This window comes from Candidatus Formimonas warabiya (genome assembly GCF_002777255.1).
Taxonomy (GTDB): Bacteria; Bacillota; Dehalobacteriia; order Dehalobacteriales; family Dehalobacteriaceae; genus Formimonas; species Formimonas warabiya.
In genome coordinates this window covers 3779653-3803692 of the sequence record NZ_CP017634.1, presented here as the reverse complement: position 1 = coordinate 3803692, position 24040 = coordinate 3779653, and the positions used below count along the sequence as shown (strand labels likewise).

Here is a 24040-nt window from a genome sequence, read left to right as displayed (position 1 = left end):
AATAATTTCGGCAGATAATTTAAGTGAGTACTCACTCATTTTTCCAATTTTTCAGGGGGTGATGATTTGTCGGAGACGAAGAAAGATTCACGTCAAATGATTTTAGATGCCGCACTAAGCCTTTTTAGCCAAAAAGGATTTTCCGGCACCACGACCAAAGAGATTGCCAAGGAGGCGGGTTTTGCGGAAGGGACGGTATTTCGCTATTTTCCCACCAAGAAAGATATCTTGATTGCCTTGGCAGAACCCCATGCGGTGGCAGGATTAAAAAGAGTGATGAACAGCTTGCCCAATCAGGATGAAGAATCCAATTTACGGGCTATTTTGGAAAACAGACTGGTCACCATCGCCCAGAATAAAGATTTACTGAAAGTAATCTTTACAGAAGCCCAATATCATGAAGATTTTCGAAAAGAAGTATTTGACAATATTGGCACCCACGTGTTAGGGACAGTGGCTGGCTACATGGAAAAGAGAATGGAAACAGGTATTTTTCGCAGCATCGATCCCATCGTCGCCACCCGGATTCTGGTAGGAATGATGCTCTCTCTGCTGGTGACGGAAAATTTTCTGCCCATGAAAGATTTTGATCAGGAAAAACGGCAAGGATACCTGGATGAAATCGTTCATATCTTTTTATACGGGCTCACAAAAAGGTAGAAAAACCGGCTTATTTTAGGGATAGATCAGGCTGGTCACATATGAAGATGGGAGATGCGGTGATGAGGAGCTGGGATCGGAATAAGATGGGTGTATCATCCCGGCGAACTCTGAATTTTTTTCAGGGAATTCTGAATACCTGAATTGTCAACCGATACTTTTTACGGAGGAGGAAAGGCAATGGGGAAAACGAGGATAGCAGCTCTTATTGTCGTCCTAGGTCTTTTAGCAGGGGCATATTGGGTCTGGCAAAAATATTTCCCGGTGGAGGAGCAAGTACTCCAGGCCACGGGCACCATTGAAGCGACGAGTGTGGAACTTACAGCCAAGCTGGCCGGGTCAATCGAAGACCTGACCATCAATGCGGGGGATACGGTGAAAAAGGGTCAGCTGATAGCCCAATTAAGCCGTAATGACCTGGTGGCCCAGCGGGAAAGGGATGAATTAAGCGTGGTCAAGGCCGAGGCCAGCCTGGCCGACCTGCAGTCCGGAGCGAGAAACCAGGAAATTAAAGAGGCGGAGGCCAACGTGAATATTGCCCAAGATAACCTGAAAAGGGCGTCCGACGATTTAGCCAGAATCAAAGCCCTGTTTGAAGCAGGAGCTATTAACCAGGCTGAGTATGAAAAGGCTCAGACCGACCGGGAAATCAGTGCAAATCAGCTGGAGGCCGCGAAATCCCGTTTGAGCCTTGTGCAGGCGGGCAATCGCCAGGAAGTGATCAATGCCGCTCAGGTAGAAATAGAGCGGAACAAAGCGATCCTGAAAGCGACGGATGCCATGTTGGCGGATCTCAAAATCTACGCCCCGATTGACGGGGTGGTTTTGTCAAAAAACTATGAGCCGGGGGAGTATGTGGGGGCAGGCGCTTCCATCGCTACTGTGGTTAATATGGATGACCTCTGGATCAAAGTGTATATTCCCACCGATGATCTTCCCCAGGTCATTTTGGGCCAGCAGGTGACATTTACCGTGAGCGGGTTGTCCAGAAGCTTTACGGGTACTGTGGAGGAGATTGCTACCCAGGGAGAATTTACGCCCAAAACCATTCAGACCAAAAAAGAACGGACCAATGTGGTATTCGCGGTGAAAATCAGGATCAGCAGCGAGGGCGGTGTCCTGAAGCCGGGCATGCCGGCGGATGTGGTTTTCCCCGGAGGCGGTCAAGATGATTAAAACCACAGGCGTGAGCAAGGCCTTTGGTCCCGTTCAGGCGGTCCGTACAGTGGATCTGCACGTGGAAAAGCAGGAAATCTGCGGCCTAGTGGGTCCGGATGGAGCGGGTAAGACCACTCTGATCCGGATGATCTGCGGGTTGGTGACACCGGATGCCGGCCAGGTCGCCATTTTGGGTGTGGCGCCGGAACGGCTGGCGAAAAGAGAGGATCTGGGTTATATGCCCCAACGTTTCAGCCTTTATGGAGACCTGACGGTGATGGAGAATATCAATTTTTTCGGCGCCATGTATAAACTGAACAAGAAGACCATTTTGCAGCGGGCGGATGAAATCCTGGAGATCACCAATCTCATTCCTTTCAAGGATCGGTTTGCCGATCATCTTTCCGGAGGGATGAAACAAAAGCTGGCCCTCACCTGTTCCCTGGTGACCCGTCCGAAAATTCTGGTCCTGGATGAGCCTACTTATGGTGTAGACCCGGAATCCCGCAAGGAATTTTGGCGCATCCTTTATGGTCTTAATAAAGAGGGGATGACCATCCTCATTTCTACACCCTATATGGATGAGGCGGAGCTTTGTACGAAGGTAGCCTTTATAGACCGGGGCCGGGTCGTGAAAATTGATACCCCCCAGGGGCTGAAAGAGAAATTCCCTTTTACGGTCCTGGAATTACAGGCCGAGTTAAAACAAGGAGAACTGCTTCAGAAGCTGGCGGGGGTGCAGGATGCCTATTTTTTTGGCGACCGTTACCACCTGGTGCTGCAGGAAACAGCCACGGTAGAAGAGATCAGGCGTTCCCTGGAGCAGCAAGAGGTTCTGGTCAGGTCTCTCCAAATCATCACACCCTCCATGGACGACATCTTTGTATCTTTGGCTGAGAAAGAGGTGCTCTAATGGAATACGTGGTAGAAACCCAAGATCTGACCAGAGTTTTTGGCAGTTTTACCGCCGTGGACAGACTGAATATTAAGATCAAGGCGGGTGAGATTTATGGCTTTTTAGGACCAAACGGGGCAGGAAAATCCACCGCGATCCGGATGCTGTGCGGCATCCTCCAACCCAGTGCCGGTTCCGCCACCATCCTGGGCTATGATCTCTTGCGGGAAACAGAGAAAATTAAAAGCCACATTGGTTATATGTCGCAAAAGTTTAGTCTCTATGACGACCTTACTGTTCTGGAAAACCTGAATTTTTATGCCGGTATTTATCGTATTCCTCGGAAAGAACGCCAGACACGGATTCAGGAAATGGTAGCCATGGCAGGTTTAACAGGGCGGGAAAAAGAATTGGTCGCCCATCTCAGCGGGGGCTGGAAACAGCGGCTGGCCCTGGGCTGTGCGATTATTGCCCGTCCCGCCATTGTTTTTCTGGATGAGCCCACCAGCGGGGTGAGTCCCACCAGCCGGCGCATGTTTTTCAACATTATCCAGGGATTGGCCCATCAGGGAGCGACCATTATGGTGACGACCCATTTTATGGACGAAGCGGAGCGCTGCCATAAAATTGCTTTCATTTCGGCGGGCAAGCTGCTGGCCGTGGATACCCCGGACTATCTAAAAAAGAATACCATTGAGGGTTCTCTGGTAGAATTAGCGATACCCCAGGCCATGGAGAAAATCAGTGCTTTGGAAAAATTGCCCTATGTGAAAGACTGCACCATTCACGGCTCTTTACTTCATGTCTTGCTGGATCATGAAAGGCATCTGGGAGATTTGCGTGACTTCAGCGGGGGAGAACCCAGACCGATCGTACCGTCCTTAGAGGATGTATTTATGGCCTTGACCAAACGTCAAAGGGGGGAACGTGATGCATAGGATCATCGCAGTGTTAAAAAAGGAATTTTTACAAATGCGGCGGGATAGGATGACCTTGGGCATGGTTTTTATGCTTCCCTTGGTCCAGCTTTTGCTCTTTGGCTTTGCGATCCAGACGGAAGTGAAGCATATTTCTACCGTGGTTTTCGACCAGTCCCTAACCGGTGAAAGCCGGGGGCTGTTGGACGCTTTCAGTGCTTCCGGCTATTTTGATATTCAGTATGCGGCGAACAGCTATGATGATGTGAATGAAATGATCGACAGCGGTCAGGCCAAGGTAGGGATTGTTTTTCCCCCGGATTTTGCCGCCAATGTAAACAGGGGCGTTTCCGCGCCGGTCCAGGTGCTGGTGGATGCCAGCGACAACATGGTGGCGAACCAGGCCATTGCCATCGCTAATTCCATTGGACTGCTTAAGTCTCAGGAGATCCTCACCCAAAAAGTCAGTCTGTCCGGACCGCCTTATGATATTCGGGTCCGCCCCTTGTATAACCCGGACGGCATTACGGCCTATTACATGGTACCGGCCATCCTGGGCGTTGTGGTGACCATGACGATGGTGCTGCTCACCTCCATGGGCATTGTCCGGGAAAGGGAACGGGGCACTTTGGAACAGCTGATGGTAACACCGATCAGATCTCTGGAGTTGATGATCGGAAAAATAGCGCCCTATATTGTGATGGGGTACGTACAGATTACGGTGGCCCTGATCATCGGTGTGGTTGTTTTTGGCGTGCCCATCAGAGGCAGCCTCCTGGAACTCTATCTTTTAACCCTCTTTTTTATCACAGCTTCCCTGGGATTGGGGCTTCTGATTTCCAATATCGCCAAGACCCAGATGCAGGCGATGCAGATGGGGTTCTTTGTGATGCTGCCCAGCATCCTCCTTTCCGGCTTCATGTTTCCCCGGGATGCCATGCCCCGTCTTGTCTATTACATCGGGGACATCATACCCCTCACCTATTACCTGGATATTATCAGGGGCATTGTATTAAAGGGGATTGGGTTTTCTTACCTGGTGGGCCAGGTAACCTCCCTGCTGGTTTTTTCCGTGGTATTATTGATTATCAGTACCCTTAAATTCAAGAAAAAAATCGCCTGATCCCTGTATCAACCCTTCGACAAATCTGCCGGGTTCCTGAGAGGTCTCAGCAAGACAGCAATATGGATGGAGTTGGTTTTCCCGGATCCCGAAAAGTCCTTTGGGCTTCCTTATTCTATGCGCTGGACATAGGCCTTATCGGCAACGATTTTTGTGATCCGGTATACTTTATTATCGGCTGAAAGATATTCGTCACCCACACTGAGGGGAACAGAGGTGTGGGTCAGGTATTTGTTGTTCCCCATATCCACTACCCAGTAACCGGGGGGATCACCCTGAGGCAGGTTTTTGCGCGGCGTGCTCTGTTTTATGAATGCGGGGACGGCAAGAAGCAGCACAACCAGGAGTAAAAAAATCAAGGGGAAAAATTTTCTCAATTGACATAACCTCTTTTTTTAAGATTATTCATATTGGTAGTTTTTCCCCGCCCGTTTTTATTATACTTTCAGACCTAAAGCCCTTTGGGCTTTTTACTTTAAATTTTCCGGATTCAGAGGTTGGAGACTGTCCAGGACAAAGCAGCCCTTTTCCCTGATTAAAACATCGTCAAAATAGATCTTTCCTCCCCCAAATTCTTCTGTTTGGATACAAACCAGGTCCCAATGAACGGCGGATTTATTGCCGTTATCGGCATCATCATAACAGGCCCCCGGTGTGAGGTGAAAGCTGCCCATAATTTTTTCATCAAACAGAGTGTCTTTCATGGGCTTAATAATGTAAGGATTGACTCCGAGGGCAAATTCACCGATAAATCGGGCTCCCTCGTCAGTATCCAGGATTTTATTAATCTTTTCCGTATTGTTGCATGTGGCATGAATAATTTTTCCGTCTTTAAACTCCAGGCAAATGTTTTCAAAGGTATAGCCCTGGTAAATCGTCGGCGTATTGTAGGTGATTTTTCCCTGGACCGAGTTTTTAATCGGGGCGGTATACACTTCTCCGTCAGGAATATTCAGGTGGCCGTCACATTTAACGGCCGGGATCCCTGTAATGAAAAAGGTAAGATCCGTTTCCGGGCCGGTAACGCGCACCTTGTTTGTACGGTGGAAGAGATCCACTAAGGCATCCATGCCTTGAGACATCTTTCGGTAATCCAGGTTGCACACGCTGAAATAAAAATCCTCGAAGGCATCCGTGCTGATACCTGCCAGCTGAGCCATGGAGTGATTCGGGTATCTCAGTACCACCCACTTGGTTTTTGGCACCCGAATTTTGTGATGAACCGGGTGCATCCAGTATTTCAGGTACAGCTCTATTTTATCTTCAGGGACCGTGCTCATTTCTCCCGTATTTTCTCCTGCCCGGGTGCCAATATAGGCATCCATTTCCTCCATCCGGGCGGATTCCCACCGGGCAATGGATGATAATTGCTCTTGACTGGCGTTTTCCAAAAGTACCCGGGTGATTTCGGGGTTTTTAATGGAAACAAAAGGGATGCCCCCTGCTTTATATGCCTCCTGGATCAATTCCTTTGTCAAGGCCACTTCAAAGCCGGTGGTCTCAATGAGGACTTTTTCTCCAGGCTTAAGCTGCACAGAATAATTGATCAGGTTATGGGCTAAGGCTTGAAATCTGGGGTCTTTCATTGATTATTTCCTCCTCTATGCCGGAAAAATTTACCGGAACACAGACATTTTAGCAAAAAATTGAAAGAAAAACAATTGTGCCGGGATAGATTAATTTTTTGAAAAGGAGAAAGAAAATTCTGGTTGTTGGGCGAAAGATCACTTATAATGTAGATAAAAGGAAGGAGGGATACAAAAATGAGTGGGATCATTACCAGATGGTTAATCAATGCTGTGGCGCTATTGCTTACAGCCGGGCTAATTCCGGGCATTACCATCACCGGCGTATTTTCCGCCATCGTTGCAGCTATCGTCTGGGGTATTGTCAATGCCGTGATCAGGCCGATAATTCTGGTTTTGACGTTGCCGATTAATGTTCTTACCCTAGGGTTATTCACTCTTTTCGTGAACGGGTTTATGTTAAAAATTGTGGACCATGTGGTGGTAGGATTTGATACCCAGGGATTTTGGGCCACTGTATTCGGTGCATTGGTGCTTTCCCTGATCAGCGGCATATTCTCGGTGCTGGTACGGGATCGTTAAAAACAAAGTTGGGTATGTGCGTAAATACAAGATTTTTCATGAGGTTGATCTGAGCAAATTCCCAGTTCAGGAGGTTGCTCAGATTTATTATTATACATAAATATTTATTTTTTTGCATAAAGCTGTTATACTATTAAGAAATTACATAAAACAAAATGGGAAAGAGGAGATGGATATGGCGGTTAATCTAAAAGGAAAAAGTTTACTCACATTAATGGATTTTTCCCCCCTGGAAATTCGGTATTTATTGGACCTGGCCCGGGATTTAAAAGCAAAAAAACGGGCGGGAGTTATCAATGATGTGCTCAGAGGAAAGAACATCGTGCTTTTGTTCGAAAAAGCATCGACAAGAACCAGATGTGCTTTTGAAGTTGCGGCCTTAGACGAAGGCGCCCATGTGACTTTTCTTGATTCCAACAGCTCTCAGATGGGGAAAAAAGAATCGTTGGAAGATACGGCCAAAGTTTTGGGGAGATTTTATGACGGCATTGAATATAGAGGATTTAAGCAGGCGGTGGTGGAAGATCTGGCCAAATTTTCCGGGGTTCCCGTTTGGAACGGGCTTACGGATGTGGATCACCCTACCCAGATTTTGGCTGACCTGATGACGATAGAAGAACATGTGGCCAAACCTTTACACAAAGTGAAGGTTGTTTTTGCCGGTGACATCAGAAATAACATGGCTTATGCCTGGATGTACGGATGTGCCAAAATGGGCATGCATTTTGTGGCATTAGGGCCAAAGGAGCTTACGCCCAATCCGGACATTATTAAAAAAGTGAATGAATTGGCCCAAGAAACAGGCGCCATCATTGAGGTTCTCTCGGATCTAGACGGGGTTAAGGGTGCGGACGTGATCTATACGGATGTGTGGGCATCCATGGGAGAAGAAGATCAAATCCCGGAGCGGGTAAAACTTTTGACTCCCTACCGGGTCACGACGGAAATGCTGGAGAAAACCGGCAATCCGGATGTTATATTTATGCATTGCTTGCCCGCCTTTCATGATTTTGAAACCAAATTGGCAAAAGAGCAAAAAGAAAAAGGATACGATATTCGGGAAGTTACCGACGAAGTGTTCAGAAGCAGGCATTCCGTTGTCTTCGATGAAGCTGAAAACCGGATGCATACCATTAAAGCGGTGATGGTAGCAACCCTCTGATTATGCCCATCGAAAAAAGCAATATTTTACTTCAATAAGATTATGGCCCTAAGTCTTAGCTTAGAGCCATAATTTTTTATTAATCCCGAAAAAAACCTACAGGCTTTCTTAATCAAAATAGATTTGGCCGTTTTCCAGTTTGGCGATGCGGGCTAAAGATTCCACCCGGATGCCGTCCTCTCTCAGAGATTGGCCTCCCTCTTGAAAAGCCTTTTCAATGACAATCCCTACGCCCACTAATGTGGCCTCGGCCTGGCGGATAATTTCGATCATCCCCCGGGAGGCTTCTCCCGTAGCCAGGAAATCATCAATAATCAGAATTCGATCATGATGGTCCAAATAGGTAGAGGATACCATAATTTCTACATCCTCTTGCTTGGTAAAGGAATGGACCCGCCCGAAATAGGCTTTTGTGGTCATGGTGGAGGGCATCTTCTTTTTCGCGAACACCACGGGTACTTTAAGGGCCAGGGCCGTCATAATGGCCACCGCAATACCTGATGCTTCCAGGGTCAGTACTTTGGTGACGTTACCACTTCGAAATTTTTTGGCGAATTCTTCGCCAATAGCCTGCATCAATATGGGGTCAATCTGATGATTTAAGAAGGAATCTACTTTAAGAATCTCATCGGAAATGACCTTTCCTTCCGAAAGTATTTTTTGTTTTAGCAGTTCCATGCAGTTACCTCATTTCTTTAGCGCTCTTCACGGTCATAGGGTAGTCCAAGGGCTCCGGGAGCACTAACTTTGCGGGTTTTCGTCTCCCGGGTAATTAAAATCAATACCAATATGGTACATACATAGGGAAGCATTTGCAAGAAGAAGGGTGAGATATCGATGCCCTTCGTTTGAATACGAAAGCCCAGAGCATCCACTCCTCCGAAGATGTATGATCCCGCCAGGCATTTGAGCGGGTTCCAGGTAGCGAAAATGACCAGAGCTACGGCAATCCACCCGCGGCCGGCAGTCATATTTTCCAGCCAGGACGGCGCATAAGCTAGGGACAGATAAGCACCGCCCAGGCCGGCAAGCATGCCGCCTAAAATGACATACAGGTAACGTGTGCGAAAAACATTAATGCCTACGGCATCTGCCGCCGCCGGGTTTTCTCCCACCGCATGCAAATGCAATCCCCAGCGGGTTTTATAGAAGATAACCGCCACAACAATGACCAAGATATAACTGAGATAAACCAAAGCATCCTGGCGGAAAAAAACCGGTCCGATGAGCGGGATGTCCGATAATATGGGAATGGAAAAGGGCTTGAAAGAAACAGGCGCCGGAATGCCAATGAATGATTTCCCCAAAAAGCTGGAGGTACCGGAGCCGAAGATGGTTAAAGCCAGACCGCTTACCACCTGATTCGCACGTAAAGTAATGGTTAAAAAAGCATGGATGAAAGCCATTGCTCCTCCGGCTGCTAAGGCGGCAAGAACCCCCAGCCAGGGATTCTGGGTGGAAACAGTCATCATAAAACCGGAAACGGCGCCCACAAGCATCATACCTTCCACACCCAAATTAATAATGCCCGATTTTTCTGTCAGAATTTCCCCTAAAGCCGCATAAAAGATGGGCGTCCCCGCAATAACGGCAGTAGCCAGCATCGTGACCCCAAAAGTGCTGTCCATTATGCTACCTCCTTTGTGGCCGGTTTATGATCTTTCCTGCCTAATTTAATATTATAATTGGTTAATATTTGGCTTCCCAAAACAAAAAACAGAATCAAGCCTTGGAGCATATTCACAGTAGCCACCGGCAGGCCGACAAGTTGGATGGCATAGCCCCCTACCAAGAGACCGCCGAGCAGAAAGGACACAAGGGCAAGGGAAGCAGGATGCAGCCTAGCCAGCCAGGCCACGATGATCGCCGTATATCCGTATCCCGGACTTAATCCATGCTGCAGTCTGCCGGCAATACCTGAAACTTCCGACATGCCGGCAATACCGGCTAATCCCCCGCTTAACAGCATCACCAGGCAGATGTTTTTTGGAATGTTCATGCCTGCATAACGGGCGGCAGCAGGGCTTTCTCCAATCACGCGGACTTCATATCCCCATTTGGTATGACCTACCAGGATATAAATAACGACTGCTGCTACGATGGCAAAGAGGAGTCCCAAATGGATCCGGCTTTGTCCCAAAGCGGGCAGAATAGCAGCAGAAGGAAATTGTGGTGTCAAAGGGAAATTAAAACCATTCGGATCTTTCCAGGGACCATAAACCAAATAATCAGCCAGTGCAATGGCAATGTAATTCATCAACAATGTGGTAATCGTTTCGTTTACCTTCAGGTAAGCACGTGGTATGGCCGTGAGCAGTGCCCAGAAGCCTCCCCCCAAGAAACCCATCAGGAACATAAAGGGGATCATGATCAAGGCGGGCAGTGCGGGGAAAGACAGTGCTACCCAAGTAGCGGCTATGGCCCCTAAATACAATTGGCCCTCTGCCCCGATATTCCATAACTGCATTCTAAAAGCCAAAGATACCCCTAGCCCGCACAGCATGAGCGGGATCGCTTTGACAATACTCTCGGAAATGCCGAATGAAGTGGTAAACGCACTAGTAACCAGCATGGAATATACTTGTAAAGGATTGGTATGGTTCAGCGCGAGAAAAATTCCCCCGATCAAGAGGGCAAAAAATATGGAAACAATGGGACTAACGACCAGCATCAACAGTGATGGAGTTGCTCGTTTTTCCAGGATAATTTTCATGATCCTTCTTCCTCCTGACCAGGCCTGATTCCCGCCATTAAACGGCCTAATGTTTCTTTCGTTGTGGTCGCGGGAATTTCCTCACCCATTATTTTTCCCTCATAAAGGACAATAATCCGGTCGGACAATTGCATGATCTCGTCTAAATCTTCGGAAATCAGCAAGATACCGGTTCCGGCGTTTCTTTGGGTCATGAGCAGGGAACGGACAGATTCGGTGGCACCAATATCTAATCCTCTCACAGGATAAACGGCTACAATCACTCTGGGGTTGGTGGAGATTTCACGGGCAAGCAAAAGCTTTTGCAAATTGCCGCCGGACATCAGTTTGACAGGAGTATCCAGGCTGGATAGTTTTACGTTAAATTCTTTTACCAGTGATGCTGCTTCCTGGCGCACCGGTAAATACCTGAGAAACCAGCCTGATTGCTGGTGGTTCCGGTATTTTTTAAGCATCACGTTATCGACTGCATTCAGATTGGGCACCAACCCCATGCCCAATCGGTCTTCCGGAACATGGGAAATACCTGCCTCGACAAATTTTTTGGGCGGTAACCCGGTGAAATCCCGGCCGTCAATGAGAATCTTTCCTTGCGTAATGCCCCGAAGTCCGGTGGCCACCTCCACCAATTCTCTTTGACCGTTACCGGCTACTCCGGCCACGCCTACAATTTCACCGGCATTAATTTGGAGTGTTATATCAGATAAACCGGGAAGGCCTTTATCATTTAAGGTCCCGACTTTTTCCAGTTTCACAATAGGATTTTCCCCATGGGCTACTCTAGCCCTTCGGTCATCAGGGATTTCATGACCCACCATCAGCTGAGCCAGTTCCCCTTTATTTGTGCGGCCTTTTTCCAGGGTAGCGATTGATTTCCCGCCTCGGAGTACCGTAACCCGGTCCGCCATTTCCATGACTTCCTGCATTTTATGGGTAATCACAATCACCGCTTTTCCGGTATCGGCCATTCTCCGCAGGGTGGAAAATAAGTCTTGAGATTCCTGGGGCGTAAGGACGGCAGTGGGTTCATCCAGGATCAAAATATCGGATCCCCGGTAAAGAATTTTGACGATCTCCACCCGCTGTTGTTCTCCCACAGAGAGCTGCCATACTTTCGCCCTCGGATCAACAGCCAAGCCATACTTTGCGGAAATCTCCTTAATCGATTGATAAATTTTTGCTTTGTTAAGCCAAAAGGACTGTTCCTTAAGACCCAAAATTACATTCTCGGCCACAGAGAGAGAGCCGACAAGGCGAAAATGTTGATGCACCATGCCGATACCGGAAGCAATGGCATCCTTTGGGGATTTAAAATGAACGGGAGTGTCTTTGATGAAAATCTGGCCCTCATCAGCTTTATAGAGCCCGGTTAAGATATTCATCAGCGTGCTTTTACCCGCTCCGTTTTCCCCCAATAAAGCATGAATTTCTCCTGCCTGAATTTCCAAATGGACATCTTCGTTCGCGGTAACGCCAGGAAATCTTTTGGTAATATTTTGCATTTGAATCATCACGCTATGGGCCATTTTTATCCCCCTAAATAACAATGTTTGGCCGCCGGACCATCCCCGGCAGCCAAACACTGATCAGCCTAATTTGCTTAAAAGTTATTTGAGACTACCTTCTACTCCCTGGACAAACCAATTCATATTTAGTATTTCGTCGCCAGTCATCGTGGTTCCTTCAGGTACTTTGACAGTGCCGGTTTGATCCTTAATGGGTCCGGTAAAGATATTCAATTTTCCGGACAGGATGTCAGCCTTTTTACTGTCAATCAGCTGTTTGACGTCATCCGGCATAAAGCTGGCATATGGCGCCAAGTCAACAATGCCGTCAGACATAGGTCCCCAGTATTGTTCCGATTTCCAAGTGCCATCCTGAACCGCTTTTACGGTCTTGACATAATAGGGGCCCCAATTCCAGACCGGACCGGTCAAAATAGCTTTAGGCGCATATTTGGACATATCGCTGTTGTAGCTGAGGCCGTAAGCCCCGGCCTCTTCAGCAGCTTGCATGGGTCCCGGTGTATCCTGGTGCTGGGCAATCACATCGGCGCCTGCTTCCAGCAAACTTTTGGCGGCATCCTTTTCTTTGGCAGGGTCATACCAGGTGTTGGTCCAAACCACTTTTACCTTTACGTCCGGGTTAACCGAAAGCGCGCCCATGGTGAAAGCATTAATCCCGCGGATACATTCAGGAATGGGGAAAGCTGCTACATAACCAATATTGTTGGCTTTGGTCATTTTTCCCGCCGCAATTCCCGACAAGTAACGGGGTTGTTCGATTTGACCAAAATAGGTACCCACATTTTCCGCCGTCTTATATCCCGAGCAGTGCAGGAATACTACATCCGGGTGTTGGGCAGCCACCTTAATCACACTGTCCATATAACCGAAACTGGTGGCAAATATCACTTTGCATCCTTGATCAACCATCTGATTTAATACGCGTTCAGCGTCCGCCGGGTTCTCGGCGACGTTTTCGGCTTTCACCAGTTCCACAGCATCCCCGAGTTCCTTTTTCATGAACTCTGCCCCTTGATCATGGGCAAAGGTATAACCGGCATCGCCGATAGATCCCACATAAATGAAGCCAACCTTCATTGGTTCAGCTTGAGGCGTTTCTTCCGGTGTTTCTTCCGCCTGCTGCTTCCCACAGCCTACGGCGAAAGCCGCAATCATGAGCATTGCCAATAGCAATACCAAAATACTTTTTAATCTTTTCATTAATGAACCGACCTCCCAATTCAAATCTTCATTTTTCGTTCTTAATCGAGCTAAAATTTTCCCCCCTTGGCGCAATAATAAAAGTTATTTCCCCCCCATTTAAATTCCATGCAAGAGATAAAAATCCTGCCGGGTTTGGGAGCAGGACACGAAGATTTTTTCTCAGGGGATAGCTATTGTTCGTGTAAGTGGTGAAAACTTCCTGTGGCTTTCTCTCTATATAAATTAACCCAAAATTCCAGAAAGAATAATGCAAAGTTAAAACTTTTTCGCTAATCTAATAGTGAAAGTTGTCTCATGCCCTTGCCAAACCCCCAATTCAAATAGAGAAAAAACCGGAAGAGCTCTCTTCCGGTTTTTTCCCTTTCTTCGGCAGGCTCTTGACCGCACGCGCAAATCGTCTTATGATGGGGCTATTGAAATGGAGGGAAAGATATGACGCTGCTTTCTTTGTTTGCCACCTCCTTTGGGGTGGCTTTTTCCGGAGCCATGGTGCCCGGCCCCATGCTGACGGTGACCATTGATGAATCGTTAAACCAGGGATATAAAGCTGGTCCTTTGATTGTTTTAGGGCATGCCCTGGTGGAACTGTTTTTGTTGATAGGCCTGGTTTGGGGATTGAACAAAATCATTGTCATTCCTTGGGTCCAAGCCGTGATCGCGGGAATCGGCGGATTATTTCTCCTTTATATGGCCTATGGTATCCTAAAAGGTGCCGGAAAGGCAGAAATTGATTTGGCCGCCTCAGGAAAAGGTAAACCGGGAAAAAATATTGTGGCCAAGGGCATTTTGGTGAGTATTTCCAACCCCTATTTCATCCTCTGGTGGGCCACACTGGGATTAGCCTATGTGACCATCGCTTTGGGAAAAGGGGTGGTGGGACTGGGCGTGTTTTTTTTCGGACATATTCTGGCGGATTTTTTCTGGTATTTTTTAGTGGCTTACTTGATTGGGGAAAGCAAGAGATTTCTAAGTACAAAAATTTACCGGATTTTATTGTTTGCATGCGGAATTTTTTTGGCATTTTTGGCGGTGCAGTTCCTCTATTCCGGGTTTTCCTATGTTTTATAAACGAGCAAGGACGTCCCTAACCCGAGTACAATCGTAAGGGGGACTTGGTGTTGAACCCTTGAATAACTAGCTAGGGAGCATCCCTGCGTTTTTTATTTTTTCTGATTCCTATTTTTTTATACTTTCCAGTTTTACCCTTTAGCGCTGCCTTTGGTTTTTTACGTACAAGCTCCCCGGCTGTGATTTGGCATATCTTTTCAGCTCAGCGGCGATTTCCCCGATTTGCAGGTGATTTTGAAAATGGCCGGGGATATTATCAACTACCGCGATGGAGATACTCATAAAAGGGAAAAACTCTTTGCGGCCGGTTCGGCTTTTTGCCAAAACCCCCCCCGCATTCCGGTCTTCTTCCTCATATAAGGAAGAGATTTTCTCATCAAAGAGCCGGATGACTTCCTGGCAAAGCCTGTCGGCACATTCCGGCTGATCGATAATGATAATAAAATCATCGCCGCCGATATGCCCGATAAAAGGCCGCTGTAGGGAGCACAGCGCGACAGATTGGGTGAGGATTTTCGAAGTGAAAAGAATCGCCTGATCTCCCCGCTCAAAACCATACTTATCGTTATAGGCTTTAAAATTATCCAAATCAAGGTAAATTACGGAAAAGGGCTTATGATGGTAAATCAGGCTGGTTAATTGGTCCTGAATTTTGATATTTCCCGGAAGCCCTGTTAAGGGATTGGCGTTCCGGGCCAAATCGATTTGTTTATTATTGATAAAATCTAAAAGGTTACGCACACAAACGGTGCCGATGATTTTTCCGTTGTCTACCACAATGACACAATCATAGAGCCGTTGCGTGTTTCTGCCCATGGCGAGCTGGGCAACCTTTTCAATGGACACGGACTGGTTGACAATCAAAGGCTCGGAATCCATTAAGATTTTAATGGGACGGTTATGATAGAGGGCAAATCCATGCTGGGTGGCCAGGTGATGAAAGAGCTTGTCCCGCATAATCAGGCCGCCGGGGACAGCGTCCCGCCCAACGGGCAAACCCTCCCAATTGGGGTTTTCTTCAAAGGCGGAGTAAACTTCTCCCACCGTGGTTTCGGGATGAATCAGCAGCGCCGGATAGGTAATTTCTGCAATCATACCTAAATTATTGGTGATTTCTCTTGCCGATTGCTTTGCCGATAATATTTTGTTTGCCTCAGGGGAAACAGGGGGAAGGGGGTAGGCGGGCCGGGCCAGAAAAAAACCTTGTCCCAGGTCTACCCCAAGTTCTTGCAGCTTTTTCAGTTCTTCTGCCCGTTCAATTCCTTCGGCAATGATTTTGGCATTAATCTTTTGAGAAAATAGCACAAAGGTCTCCAACAAAGCTTCCTTGACAGGATCCCTGTCGATATCCCGGATTAAAGAGGTATCTATTTTAATAAAATCCGGCCTTAATTCGGCGATCGCCTGCAGGCTGGAATACCCGGCGCCGGCATCGTCAATGGCCACCGAATATCCTTGCTTGCGGTAATGGTAGAGGATGTTTTTGAAGCTGACAAAATCTTTAATCGAGGTACGCTCTGTAATTTCAAAAACCACGTTCTGAGGAGCAAAGCCGGTTTCTTTCAGCAACTCTTTAGTCATACCCGCGGTAAACTGGGGATCGTTAATCACCTGCGGGTTAATATTGAGGAAGAGCTTTCCTTTGCCGGCGAAATCCCAGGCGTTTTTGATGGCCAGCTCCCGGCAGGCTTTTTCTAAAGAATAGAGCACCCCGTTTTCTTCCGCCAAAGGAAAGAGAATGGCGGGGGAGGCAAACCTGCTCTCTTTTGGTCCCCGGCACAGGGCTTCATAACCGATGATTTCCCCTGTCTCCAGGGAAACCAAGGGCTGGTAGACCATGGTCAGGTTTTTGTTTTCAATAATCTGTTTCAGTTGCTGGACGATGGGTTTGGCGCTGGCATGCCATGATTCAGAGATCTTTATTACCTGAACGAGATGGGAACAAATTTCCCGGGACATTTGTTTGGACCCTTCCCCTGCTTGAAAAGGAAGAATGCTCACGGAAATATTTAAAGAATAGGGGAACCAGTTCCGCACGGAGGCATTTACCGTTCCTTCCACCTGCTGTTTAATTTGGAGGCTTAGTTCCTGAAGGAATTCCCCGGAGTCTTCCTGAGGTAAAAAAGAAGGGCTTTGAAGAGAGAGGTAAATCACAAAATCATCTTCCGACATTTTATGACAGGCAATTACTTCGGCATAGGGGGGACAATTTTTGACCAGATAGTTTTCCACGGTCCGGTTAAAAATGCGCAGAATTTCTTTACAGGTACCGGATTGGGATATATTTTTGATTTTTACAAAATTTGAGAGGCTTAAATAAACAATAATGACCGGAGTTTTTTTTTCAAACAAATATTTCTCTAATTTTTTCGCGAATTGGGGATGGGCTTCCAGAGGCTGTCCCTGATACCGGTGATAGTGGGAAATGAATCCGGACATAAGGGACGCGGGGAATTTGTTTACCCACTTTTTGATGAAATTCACGGCCTTTCTTTCCTTCCTAATGAGCGGTAAATAAAGAGGAATAAAGCCTTCAATGAGATGCATTCTGTTTGTTCAAATAATTGCGGATCCGTTCTAAACTGCTGTTCAAAATTTGTTCAGGGCCGATCCCCGTACTTACGATCGCTTCCAGGGCGGCACCCACTTCCCCAACCGAGGTCGAAATGTGGGCATCGCTGTTTACCACCAACAATGTTTGGTAATTTTTCGCATAGCCCAAAAACTGCCGGCACCGGGTGTCACTTCCCGGCCGGGAGTGGATAAATGAACTGTTATTAATTTCAATCGCCTTACCCAGTTTGCTTGCGGCATAAGCGATTTTTTCTAAATCCACCGGGAAATCAGGGTTGCCCGGATGACTCACAAAATGTACATAAGGATTATTTAAAGCGCCAATCATGGCGTCTGTATTTTCCTCCACCGAACCGGAGATGTAGCCGCAGTATTCATGAAAGCCTGCCAAAACCACATCTAAACCCGTGAGAAGATATTTAGGCACATCTATTTTTCCGGATGGTTCTATAATATTTGCCTCTACCCCTTTCAATACTTCTACTTCTGCTAAGTAACGGGGAATTGCCGTCAGGTTGGCAAAATAATATTCATGGGGTCCTCCGGGAAAATTTAAACCATGATCGGTAATGGCGATGGCTTCCAGGCCTTTCATTTTTGCTTCCTGGGCCATTTCTCTTACCGTGCTGTAGGCATGTCCGCTGGCGATGGTATGGGTATGCAAATCAACACGAATATACATCTTTTCACCCTCTTTGTCTAGAGCCAATTCTCTTTACCCCTATTTTACCGGGGGATTATTAATTTCTGCTTATCATGGCTTTAACGCTGTGTTAAATCATGAGGGGGCAGCTAACCAAAATATAACAAATCGGTTACACAGTTTTAATCCGATCCTAACGGGAAAAGTCTAAAATCTCCTTGTGACTATTTCGGGTTGACAAGGAGGACTTTTCATGAAGATATTGCTGACGATTTTAGGAATTCAAATCGTTTTCGTGTCCCTATTTACCATGCGCATGATTTTTACTCTAAAGAACCGGACCTATTTAGCATCCCTGATCAGCATGGTGGAGGTCTTTGTTTATGTTTTGGGATTGAATCTGGTTTTAAAAAGCCTGGATAATCCGGCGCATCTGGCTGTTTACTGTGTTGGCTATGCCTTGGGCATCTTGGTCGGGAGTAAGATCGAAGAAAAAATGGCCTTAGGCCACGTGGTGGTGCAAATCATTGCCCAGCGTGAGGATATCCACATTGCCGATACTTTACGGCAGAGCGGCTATGGCGTCACCACTTGGTATGCCGAAGGAAGAGACACCAGCCGGTTGGTGATGGAGGTACTGACGAAAAGAAAATACGAATCCCGTTTATTTAAACTGGTGGAGACCTTGAATTCAAATATCCTGATCATTTCCCAGGAGCCCCGGAATTTCCGGGGAGGTTTCCGGGTCAGCAGCACCAAGGATCACTCCTTTGCCGCTCCAGTGAAAAAGGCCGCCTGAACGGTGAAAAAAATATCCCTTAAAGCCGGCGAAGAAGTGTTTCCTTTGCCTGCCTTAAGGGATATTGGTTTACCGTTTCCATTTGGGGAAGGCAACGCCTGCGAGCAGGTTTTCCCCTGAAGCGATACTCTTTTCCCGGATATAGGACATAAATTGGGCCAAAAACTCCTGCCAAAGTTGGCTAACTTGCCCCTTTGCCTCGCTTCCTTGCTTTCTTAAGTCCACGCTGGCATCAATGGCACTTTTCAGATTGCGTATAATTTCCCGTAATTGTTGTTCTAATTCCTTCATGCCGGTCTCTTCTCCTTAAGTATTATTTAAAGGGTGGTGCTGCCGGGCCAGTTCCGCATCAATATCATTTTTTAACCGGTCGAACTGGGCCTGGCTCACAATGTCTTCCAGGTTTTCCCGAAAGCTGGAGGTCGTTTCTTTGATTTGGTCTGAAACACTCATCATTCCTTGCACGGCAGCCACAACGGCCGGCCGGAAAGACTTCACCACCGTAGGAAACAAGAGGGTAGTTAACACCCCTGTGCCAAATCCGGCCGCAAAGGTGCCTCCTTTAGAATCAAACATTCTTTGGGGAAATTTTGACCGGGACTGCCCCTTAATTCTTTTCGGCATATTTTGGCGGGCAGTGTGCATATTTTCAGCATCATGGCCCCGGCTTTTTTTTCGTCTGGGCAGAATAATCCCCCCTATAAGCGTTTACATGCTATTATTTCCTATGATGGAAAATTTTATACATTTGCTTGGCCCCTCAGTTGCCCGAAGGGTTTTTTAGCAGTCAAAAAACCCTGATCATCCAGGAGAGCTGTGATCAGACTAATACCCCAAACCACAAGCCATTCGCCCATAAACAGGGGTCTCGTTAGAAAAATCCGGTTTGCCCCCGGGAGTTGGATTGCCGCCAAGACCATGAGCAGTCCCAGAAAACCTGCGACCAGCAAATAACGATTATTTAGGAGCTTAATCGGGGAAGATGGCTCATCCTTCCGGCAGTCAAAGAGATGGAAAAACTGACTTACACCCAGAACCCCCAGGGCGAGACTGCGCGCGACGGGAATACCTTTCCCCAGGCCCCACTTGAAAACAGCCACCGTGCTAAGGCCGATGAATAAGCCCCGGCGCAGAATTTGTTTTCCTAAAACCCCGCTGAAGAGACCGTCTTTTACTTTGCGGGGCGGATGATTCATCTGGTTGGGATCGGGCGGGTCGGCAACCAGGGCGATGGCCGGAAGACCGTCTCCGGACAGGTTTAGCCACAACAGCAGTAAAGGGGTCAAAGGTAAAGGCATGCCCAACAAAGTAGCGCCCAGCATGGCCACCACTTCCCCCACATTGGTAGCAACCAGGTAGCGGATGGCGTGGCGAATGTTGGCGAAGATGGACCGGCCTTCCTTGATCGCTTTGACAAGGGTGGCAAAATGATCGTCGGTTAAGACCAGGGCAGAAACATCTTTTGTCAGATCGGTGCCGTTAATGCCCATGGCCACACCAATGTCCGCTTCTTTTACTGCCGGAGCGTCATTCACCCCATCACCGGTCATGACAACTACGTGACCCTGCTGTTTCAGTGCTTTTACCAATCTTAATTTGTGGTCAGGAGCAGCCCGGGCGATTAAATTGATGGCACCGATTTCCCGGGCCAGGGCAGCATCATCCATGCCGTCCAATTCCTGCCCGGTGATGAGGCGGTTTCCGGATGCCCCACTCAAGCCGATTTCTTTGGCAATCGCTTTTACTGTCAGAGGATGATCCCCGCTGATGATGATGACCTTTACCCCGGCAGACTGACATGCCGCCAGGGCGCCTTTCACCTCCGGTCTGGGCGGATCGAGAATTCCCGCCAGTCCGCAAAAGATCAGGTTATTTTCTGCTTCCGCCGTGGTCAGGGCACCATAATCCTCCAAAGGTTTCCAGGCCAGGGCCATGACCCGGAAAGCCTTGCCCGCCATTTGTTCTGCCTGGGCTAAAATTTTCTTCCGGGAAGCTTGGTTTAAGGGGGAGGCGGCACTGCCGCTCCAAATACTTGCGCAGGAGGGGAGGATTGTTTCCGGAGCGCCTTTGGAGAAGGCAGCCATAGAACCATCGGGCTGGCGGCAAATGACCGTCATCAGCCTTCTGTCCGCGTCAAAGGGGATTTCTTCCACCCGGGAATAGATCTTTTCCAGATCTTCTTTTTTGATGCCCATTTTGGCACCGGCGGTTAAGAGGGCTCCTTCCGTCGTGTCCCCGTGCACCACCCAACGCCCGTTTTCCAGGGATAAACGGGCATTATTACACAAAACTCCTGCCCGGAAGAGCTTCCTTAAACCGGGCGTGGGCCCTGCCATTTCCCTGTCCGCCAGAAAGAGTTTGCCTTCCGGGGCATATCCATCCCCGGTAAGGGCATATTTTTCTTGCCCGCAGAAAACTTCTCGTACCGTCATTTCATTCTTGGTGATCGTTCCCGTCTTATCCGTACAGATCACATTGGCACAGCCCAAAGTTTCCAAGGTGGGAAGATGCCGGACAATGGTGTTGCTTTTGCTCATCCGGTAAACCCCCAAGGTCAGGGCAATGGTGACAATGGCCGTCAATCCTTCCGGGATCGCTGCCACCGCCATGCTCACCGCGGTGAGAAACATGTCGAAGATCCCCTCTCCCCGCAGAAGACCCAGGGAAAAAATCACGGCGCAGATGATGAAGCAGGCAGATACGATAAATTTGTTCATACCGGCCAGCGTCTGTTGCAGAGGAGTCAGTTCCGGTTTTTCCTCAGATATCATCATGCCGGCAATTTTCCCTACCTCCGTGGCCATTCCTGTGGCCACTACCAGGGCGGCTCCACTGCCCCTGGTAATACAGGTGCCCATAAAAAGAAGATTGGTACGCTCTCCTAAGGGGGTATCCGGGGGAGTCACCCCCGGTTTTTTGCTCACCGGGGCGGCCTCCCCGGTCAAGGAGGATTCCTCTGCTTCCAGGTTTACGGAACGGAGCAGTACGGCATCGGCAGGGACCCGGTCTCCCGCATGGAGAACGATCAGATCCCCCGGGACCAGCTCTTCCGCACAAACAGTGATTTGTCTGCCCTCTCTCACTACCTGGGCGGTGGGTACCGTGAGTTTTTTCAAAGCTTTTAAGGATTTGTGGGCCTTGATTTCCTGCAGGATGCCCAAGAGGCCATTGATCAGAAGGATGGTAATAATGGTGATGGCGTCCGTATATTTTTCCGCCGCCAGGCAAAAGCCTGCCGCTCCTAAGAGAATGGTTACCATCACATCCCCCAATTGTTTTTTTATCAGCTGCCACACGGACAGACCGGGACTTTCCGTCAAGCGGTTGGGAGAAAAGACACGCCGGCGCAGGGCGGCTTCCTCTCCGGACAGTCCCTGTTCCTGGGAGCCCATCAGTTTGACAACTTCCTCGCCGGAGAGACTGTGCCAAAGAAAACGGGATTCCTGAAGCCGGTGGGCCAGTTCTTGAACCGGACGGTACCGGCTTTCTGCAGGCACAGGGTATGACGGGGCTAAACCTGGGGCGGGAAGGCCGAGAGGCACTACTGTGGCCGCTACTTCCTGAACAGCCGGGAAGGCGCTGCCTTGGGGTGACCGGGGAAATCTGTGCCGGGAGTTCCAGGCGACGAGAAAACCGGAGGCTACCTGCAGGAGCAGGGCGGACCAGGGCGTAACGGTGCCGGCTAATCCCAAGGCAGACCCTACCGCTGTATGTGCGGACACAAGGGCGGTGTTTTGGCGCACGACCTGGCGGAAAATATTCACCTGGTGAAAATAGTTCCCCAATTGACGCGGGTCTTTAAAATCAACGGCCAGGTGGGCAAAGTTCCATAATTGGGGTTTGACGTCCGAAAAAACCACAGATAGGTTGGCTGCCTCTAGAGCGGCCAGGTCGGAAATCTCCTGGCCGATCACCGCCACCCGGTGGCCGGCTTTTTGCAGTTGCCGGATGATGAAGGCTTTTTCATCCGGGGAGGATACAGGTCCGTACTCCAATAGGCCGCTGTCTTTGAAAGAAGGCAGATTTTCATGCTCATCCCGGAAGATGCCGATTCTCGCCACCCCGGCGGCACGCAAACTTTCTACTAGATCCCGGTAGGAAGGGTGAAAGTCATGCCCAATGCCAATGAGGCCGATGAGCTTATGGTTAAGGGAAATGTAAAGGGGGTTCTGCCTGAGGTGCTTTAAGCGCCAGACATACGGAAGAGCGGAAGAAAGGGAAATTCCCTCCCCTTTCATTAATTTCTCATTACCCACCAAAACAGGATGATTTTCCAGAAGACCTTTTATGCCTTTGCCTCTTTCCCATACCGGGTTTTCCAGGGCGAGAAGAGGAAGCTGGGCAATTTGAACCTGGTGCACCAGGTTCCGGGCCAAAGTCCCCTCCTGGTGCTGATAAGCCGCCGCCCCGATGAAAAGCACCTGTTCTTTGGAGTAATTGGGGTCTAGGGGAATAATATCCTTAATCTCCTGCCGGTCAGCGGAAAGCAGATTTTCGCTGCTGAACAATACCGTGTCAATTCCTGAGGACCGGCTTACCGTATCAGGGCGTAAGGACACCCAGCCGGTTGGCGCCCCTTGGTTCAAAAGGGCGGATTGAGGCAGCGCCGTGGTCAGGCCTGAGGCTAAAGAATATCCTGCCATCAGGGGAATCAAAGCTCTCTGCCTGCTCCCTGTCAGGGTGAAGGCGAGAAGAGCGGCTAAGGACGGTAATAAAATCTGTCCGGCAGGACGGGAGGGAGCATCTCCTCCGGGAGAGTGCCGGACGGCATCCGTCAGTTGGGTGAGCACCAGGTAGGCCAAGCCCGCGGGGGCCAGTCCTGTGGAGGTGGCCAGGAGGGCGGCGGCGCCCACAATCACGTGAGGGTCAAACCGTTTTTGTCTGATAGAATCGGTTATTCCTTCAAACAAGAGGGAGTAGCCCCAAATTTCTGCGACCAGGCCAAGCCCCCGTCCGGGCCTTCTGAAGAGGGGCGGGGCCGGGAAAGAACGATTCCGGGATAGCCACCATCCCCCCAATAGTAAGCCTGCCCAAGGCAGATGCTGGGAGACAGGGGCTTTTCCGGCTCCCGGTCTCATCTGGGTTGCTGCCGCTGCTTCTTCCTGACTGATCAAAGGTCTGGTGAGAAATTCGTTTAATTGGGACAGAGAAAGGGAGGCAGCGTCAAAGACAACCAGAAGGGAGGCAGTCCAAGGATTGGCTTCGGCTTTCATCACGCCGGTTAAATTATTAAGCTCTTTTTCCAAATACCATTTCGCTTCTTGGTTTCGATAAAGATAAGGTACCCGGAACCGCACCCGGCCAGGCAGATAATGGACAACTTTAATCGTGTTGATCTCCATAATTTCCCTCTGCTCAAAAAGTTTCATAGAGATTAGTTTGAAAAAAAGGGAAGAATTTTATTCATAAAAACCCGAAGGTTTTTCCATATCGGATACATGACATAGAAAAAAGTGGGAAATATACATGTACCGCATCATCATTGTATAGA

21 protein-coding genes are annotated in these 24040 nt (G+C 48.6%); 9 read left to right on the top strand and 12 right to left on the bottom strand.

Annotated elements, in window-relative coordinates; translation table 11 throughout:
- The first annotated feature begins 66 nt into the window (after positions 1-66).
- The 5 genes from DCMF_RS17300 to DCMF_RS17280 all read left to right on the top strand — a co-directional run bounded on the left by DCMF_RS17300 (position 67) and on the right by DCMF_RS17280 (position 4753).
- Entirely contained in the window at positions 67-660 is a 594-nt protein-coding gene (locus DCMF_RS17300; protein WP_148135571.1) for a TetR/AcrR family transcriptional regulator, read from the top strand.
- 180 nt (positions 661-840) lie between these two features.
- Positions 841-1836 carry an HlyD family secretion protein gene (locus tag DCMF_RS17295; RefSeq protein WP_148135570.1) on the top strand — a complete coding sequence of 332 codons (996 nt, stop codon included), beginning with the start codon at positions 841-843 and terminating at the stop codon, positions 1834-1836.
- On the top strand, positions 1829-2731 hold the full coding sequence (locus tag DCMF_RS17290) for an ABC transporter ATP-binding protein (protein WP_148135569.1): 903 nt from the start codon (positions 1829-1831) through the stop codon (positions 2729-2731). Before DCMF_RS17295 ends, DCMF_RS17290 begins: the two co-directional genes overlap by 8 nt.
- On the top strand, positions 2731-3651 hold the full coding sequence (locus DCMF_RS17285; protein ID WP_148135568.1) for an ABC transporter ATP-binding protein: 921 nt from the start codon (positions 2731-2733) through the stop codon (positions 3649-3651). Before DCMF_RS17290 ends, DCMF_RS17285 begins: the two co-directional genes overlap by 1 nt.
- Complete coding sequence (locus tag DCMF_RS17280; protein ID WP_148135567.1) at positions 3644-4753, top strand: ABC transporter permease; 1110 nt, start codon at positions 3644-3646, stop codon at positions 4751-4753. Before DCMF_RS17285 ends, DCMF_RS17280 begins: the two co-directional genes overlap by 8 nt.
- Before the next feature lie 110 nt (positions 4754-4863).
- Here the strand turns inward: DCMF_RS17280 and DCMF_RS17275 are convergent, their stop codons facing one another.
- Positions 4864-5130 carry a hypothetical protein gene (locus tag DCMF_RS17275; RefSeq protein WP_148135566.1) on the bottom strand — a complete coding sequence of 89 codons (267 nt, stop codon included), beginning with the start codon at positions 5128-5130 and terminating at the stop codon, positions 4864-4866.
- Between the two features lie 93 nt (positions 5131-5223).
- Positions 5224-6339 (bottom strand): aminopeptidase, encoded by a 1116-nt coding sequence (locus tag DCMF_RS17270; protein ID WP_148135565.1) that lies wholly within the window; start codon positions 6337-6339, stop codon positions 5224-5226.
- A 177-nt stretch (positions 6340-6516) separates the two neighbouring features.
- On the opposite strand from DCMF_RS17270, the gene DCMF_RS17265 reads away from it, so the two are divergent.
- Positions 6517-6861 (top strand): phage holin family protein, encoded by a 345-nt coding sequence (locus tag DCMF_RS17265; RefSeq protein ID WP_148135564.1) that lies wholly within the window; start codon positions 6517-6519, stop codon positions 6859-6861.
- Positions 6862-7036: 175 nt separating this feature from the next.
- Positions 7037-8023, top strand: a complete 987-nt coding sequence (argF, locus tag DCMF_RS17260; RefSeq protein WP_148135563.1) for an ornithine carbamoyltransferase — start codon at positions 7037-7039, stop codon at positions 8021-8023.
- A gap of 108 nt (positions 8024-8131) precedes the next feature.
- Here argF and DCMF_RS17255 read toward each other — a convergent pair whose 3' ends face one another.
- From DCMF_RS17255 to DCMF_RS17235, 5 genes are all read right to left on the bottom strand, one after another.
- Positions 8132-8701: a xanthine phosphoribosyltransferase gene (locus DCMF_RS17255; protein WP_148135562.1), complete on the bottom strand. Its 570-nt coding sequence runs from the start codon at positions 8699-8701 to the stop codon at positions 8132-8134.
- 17 nt (positions 8702-8718) lie between these two features.
- A complete protein-coding gene (locus DCMF_RS17250) occupies positions 8719-9651 on the bottom strand; it encodes an ABC transporter permease (protein ID WP_148135561.1) in 933 nt (310 codons plus the stop codon).
- The gene (locus tag DCMF_RS17245; RefSeq protein ID WP_148135560.1) at positions 9651-10736 is read right to left on the bottom strand and encodes an ABC transporter permease; all 1086 of its coding nucleotides are present in this window, start codon (positions 10734-10736) and stop codon (positions 9651-9653) included. The genes DCMF_RS17250 and DCMF_RS17245 overlap by 1 nt, the downstream gene beginning before the upstream one ends.
- Complete coding sequence (locus DCMF_RS17240) at positions 10733-12262, bottom strand: ABC transporter ATP-binding protein (protein ID WP_148135559.1); 1530 nt, start codon at positions 12260-12262, stop codon at positions 10733-10735. The genes DCMF_RS17245 and DCMF_RS17240 overlap by 4 nt, the downstream gene beginning before the upstream one ends.
- Before the next feature lie 81 nt (positions 12263-12343).
- Complete coding sequence (locus DCMF_RS17235; protein ID WP_148135558.1) at positions 12344-13462, bottom strand: BMP family ABC transporter substrate-binding protein; 1119 nt, start codon at positions 13460-13462, stop codon at positions 12344-12346.
- A gap of 435 nt (positions 13463-13897) precedes the next feature.
- Between DCMF_RS17235 and DCMF_RS17230 the strand changes: the two genes are divergently transcribed.
- On the top strand, positions 13898-14533 hold the full coding sequence (locus DCMF_RS17230) for a LysE family transporter (protein ID WP_148135557.1): 636 nt from the start codon (positions 13898-13900) through the stop codon (positions 14531-14533).
- Positions 14534-14671: 138 nt separating this feature from the next.
- Here DCMF_RS17230 and DCMF_RS17225 read toward each other — a convergent pair whose 3' ends face one another.
- Together DCMF_RS17225 and DCMF_RS17220 are read right to left on the bottom strand one after the other, a co-directional pair.
- The gene (locus DCMF_RS17225) at positions 14672-17017 is read right to left on the bottom strand and encodes a GGDEF domain-containing protein (protein ID WP_214658693.1); all 2346 of its coding nucleotides are present in this window, start codon (positions 17015-17017) and stop codon (positions 14672-14674) included.
- Between the two features lie 49 nt (positions 17018-17066).
- Complete coding sequence (locus DCMF_RS17220; protein WP_148135555.1) at positions 17067-17789, bottom strand: phosphatase; 723 nt, start codon at positions 17787-17789, stop codon at positions 17067-17069.
- 214 nt (positions 17790-18003) lie between these two features.
- On the opposite strand from DCMF_RS17220, the gene DCMF_RS17215 reads away from it, so the two are divergent.
- Positions 18004-18549 carry a DUF2179 domain-containing protein gene (locus DCMF_RS17215; RefSeq protein ID WP_148135554.1) on the top strand — a complete coding sequence of 182 codons (546 nt, stop codon included), beginning with the start codon at positions 18004-18006 and terminating at the stop codon, positions 18547-18549.
- Positions 18550-18618: 69 nt separating this feature from the next.
- On the opposite strand, the gene DCMF_RS17210 is transcribed toward DCMF_RS17215, so the two are convergent.
- The 3 genes from DCMF_RS17210 to DCMF_RS30195 form a co-directional block, all read right to left on the bottom strand.
- Positions 18619-18840 (bottom strand): hypothetical protein, encoded by a 222-nt coding sequence (locus tag DCMF_RS17210; protein WP_148135553.1) that lies wholly within the window; start codon positions 18838-18840, stop codon positions 18619-18621.
- A gap of 15 nt (positions 18841-18855) precedes the next feature.
- Entirely contained in the window at positions 18856-19194 is a 339-nt protein-coding gene (locus DCMF_RS17205; RefSeq protein ID WP_214658692.1) for a hypothetical protein, read from the bottom strand.
- A 95-nt stretch (positions 19195-19289) separates the two neighbouring features.
- On the bottom strand, positions 19290-23891 hold the full coding sequence (locus DCMF_RS30195; protein WP_214658691.1) for a cation-translocating P-type ATPase: 4602 nt from the start codon (positions 23889-23891) through the stop codon (positions 19290-19292).
- Positions 23892-24040: the final 149 nt, after the last annotated feature.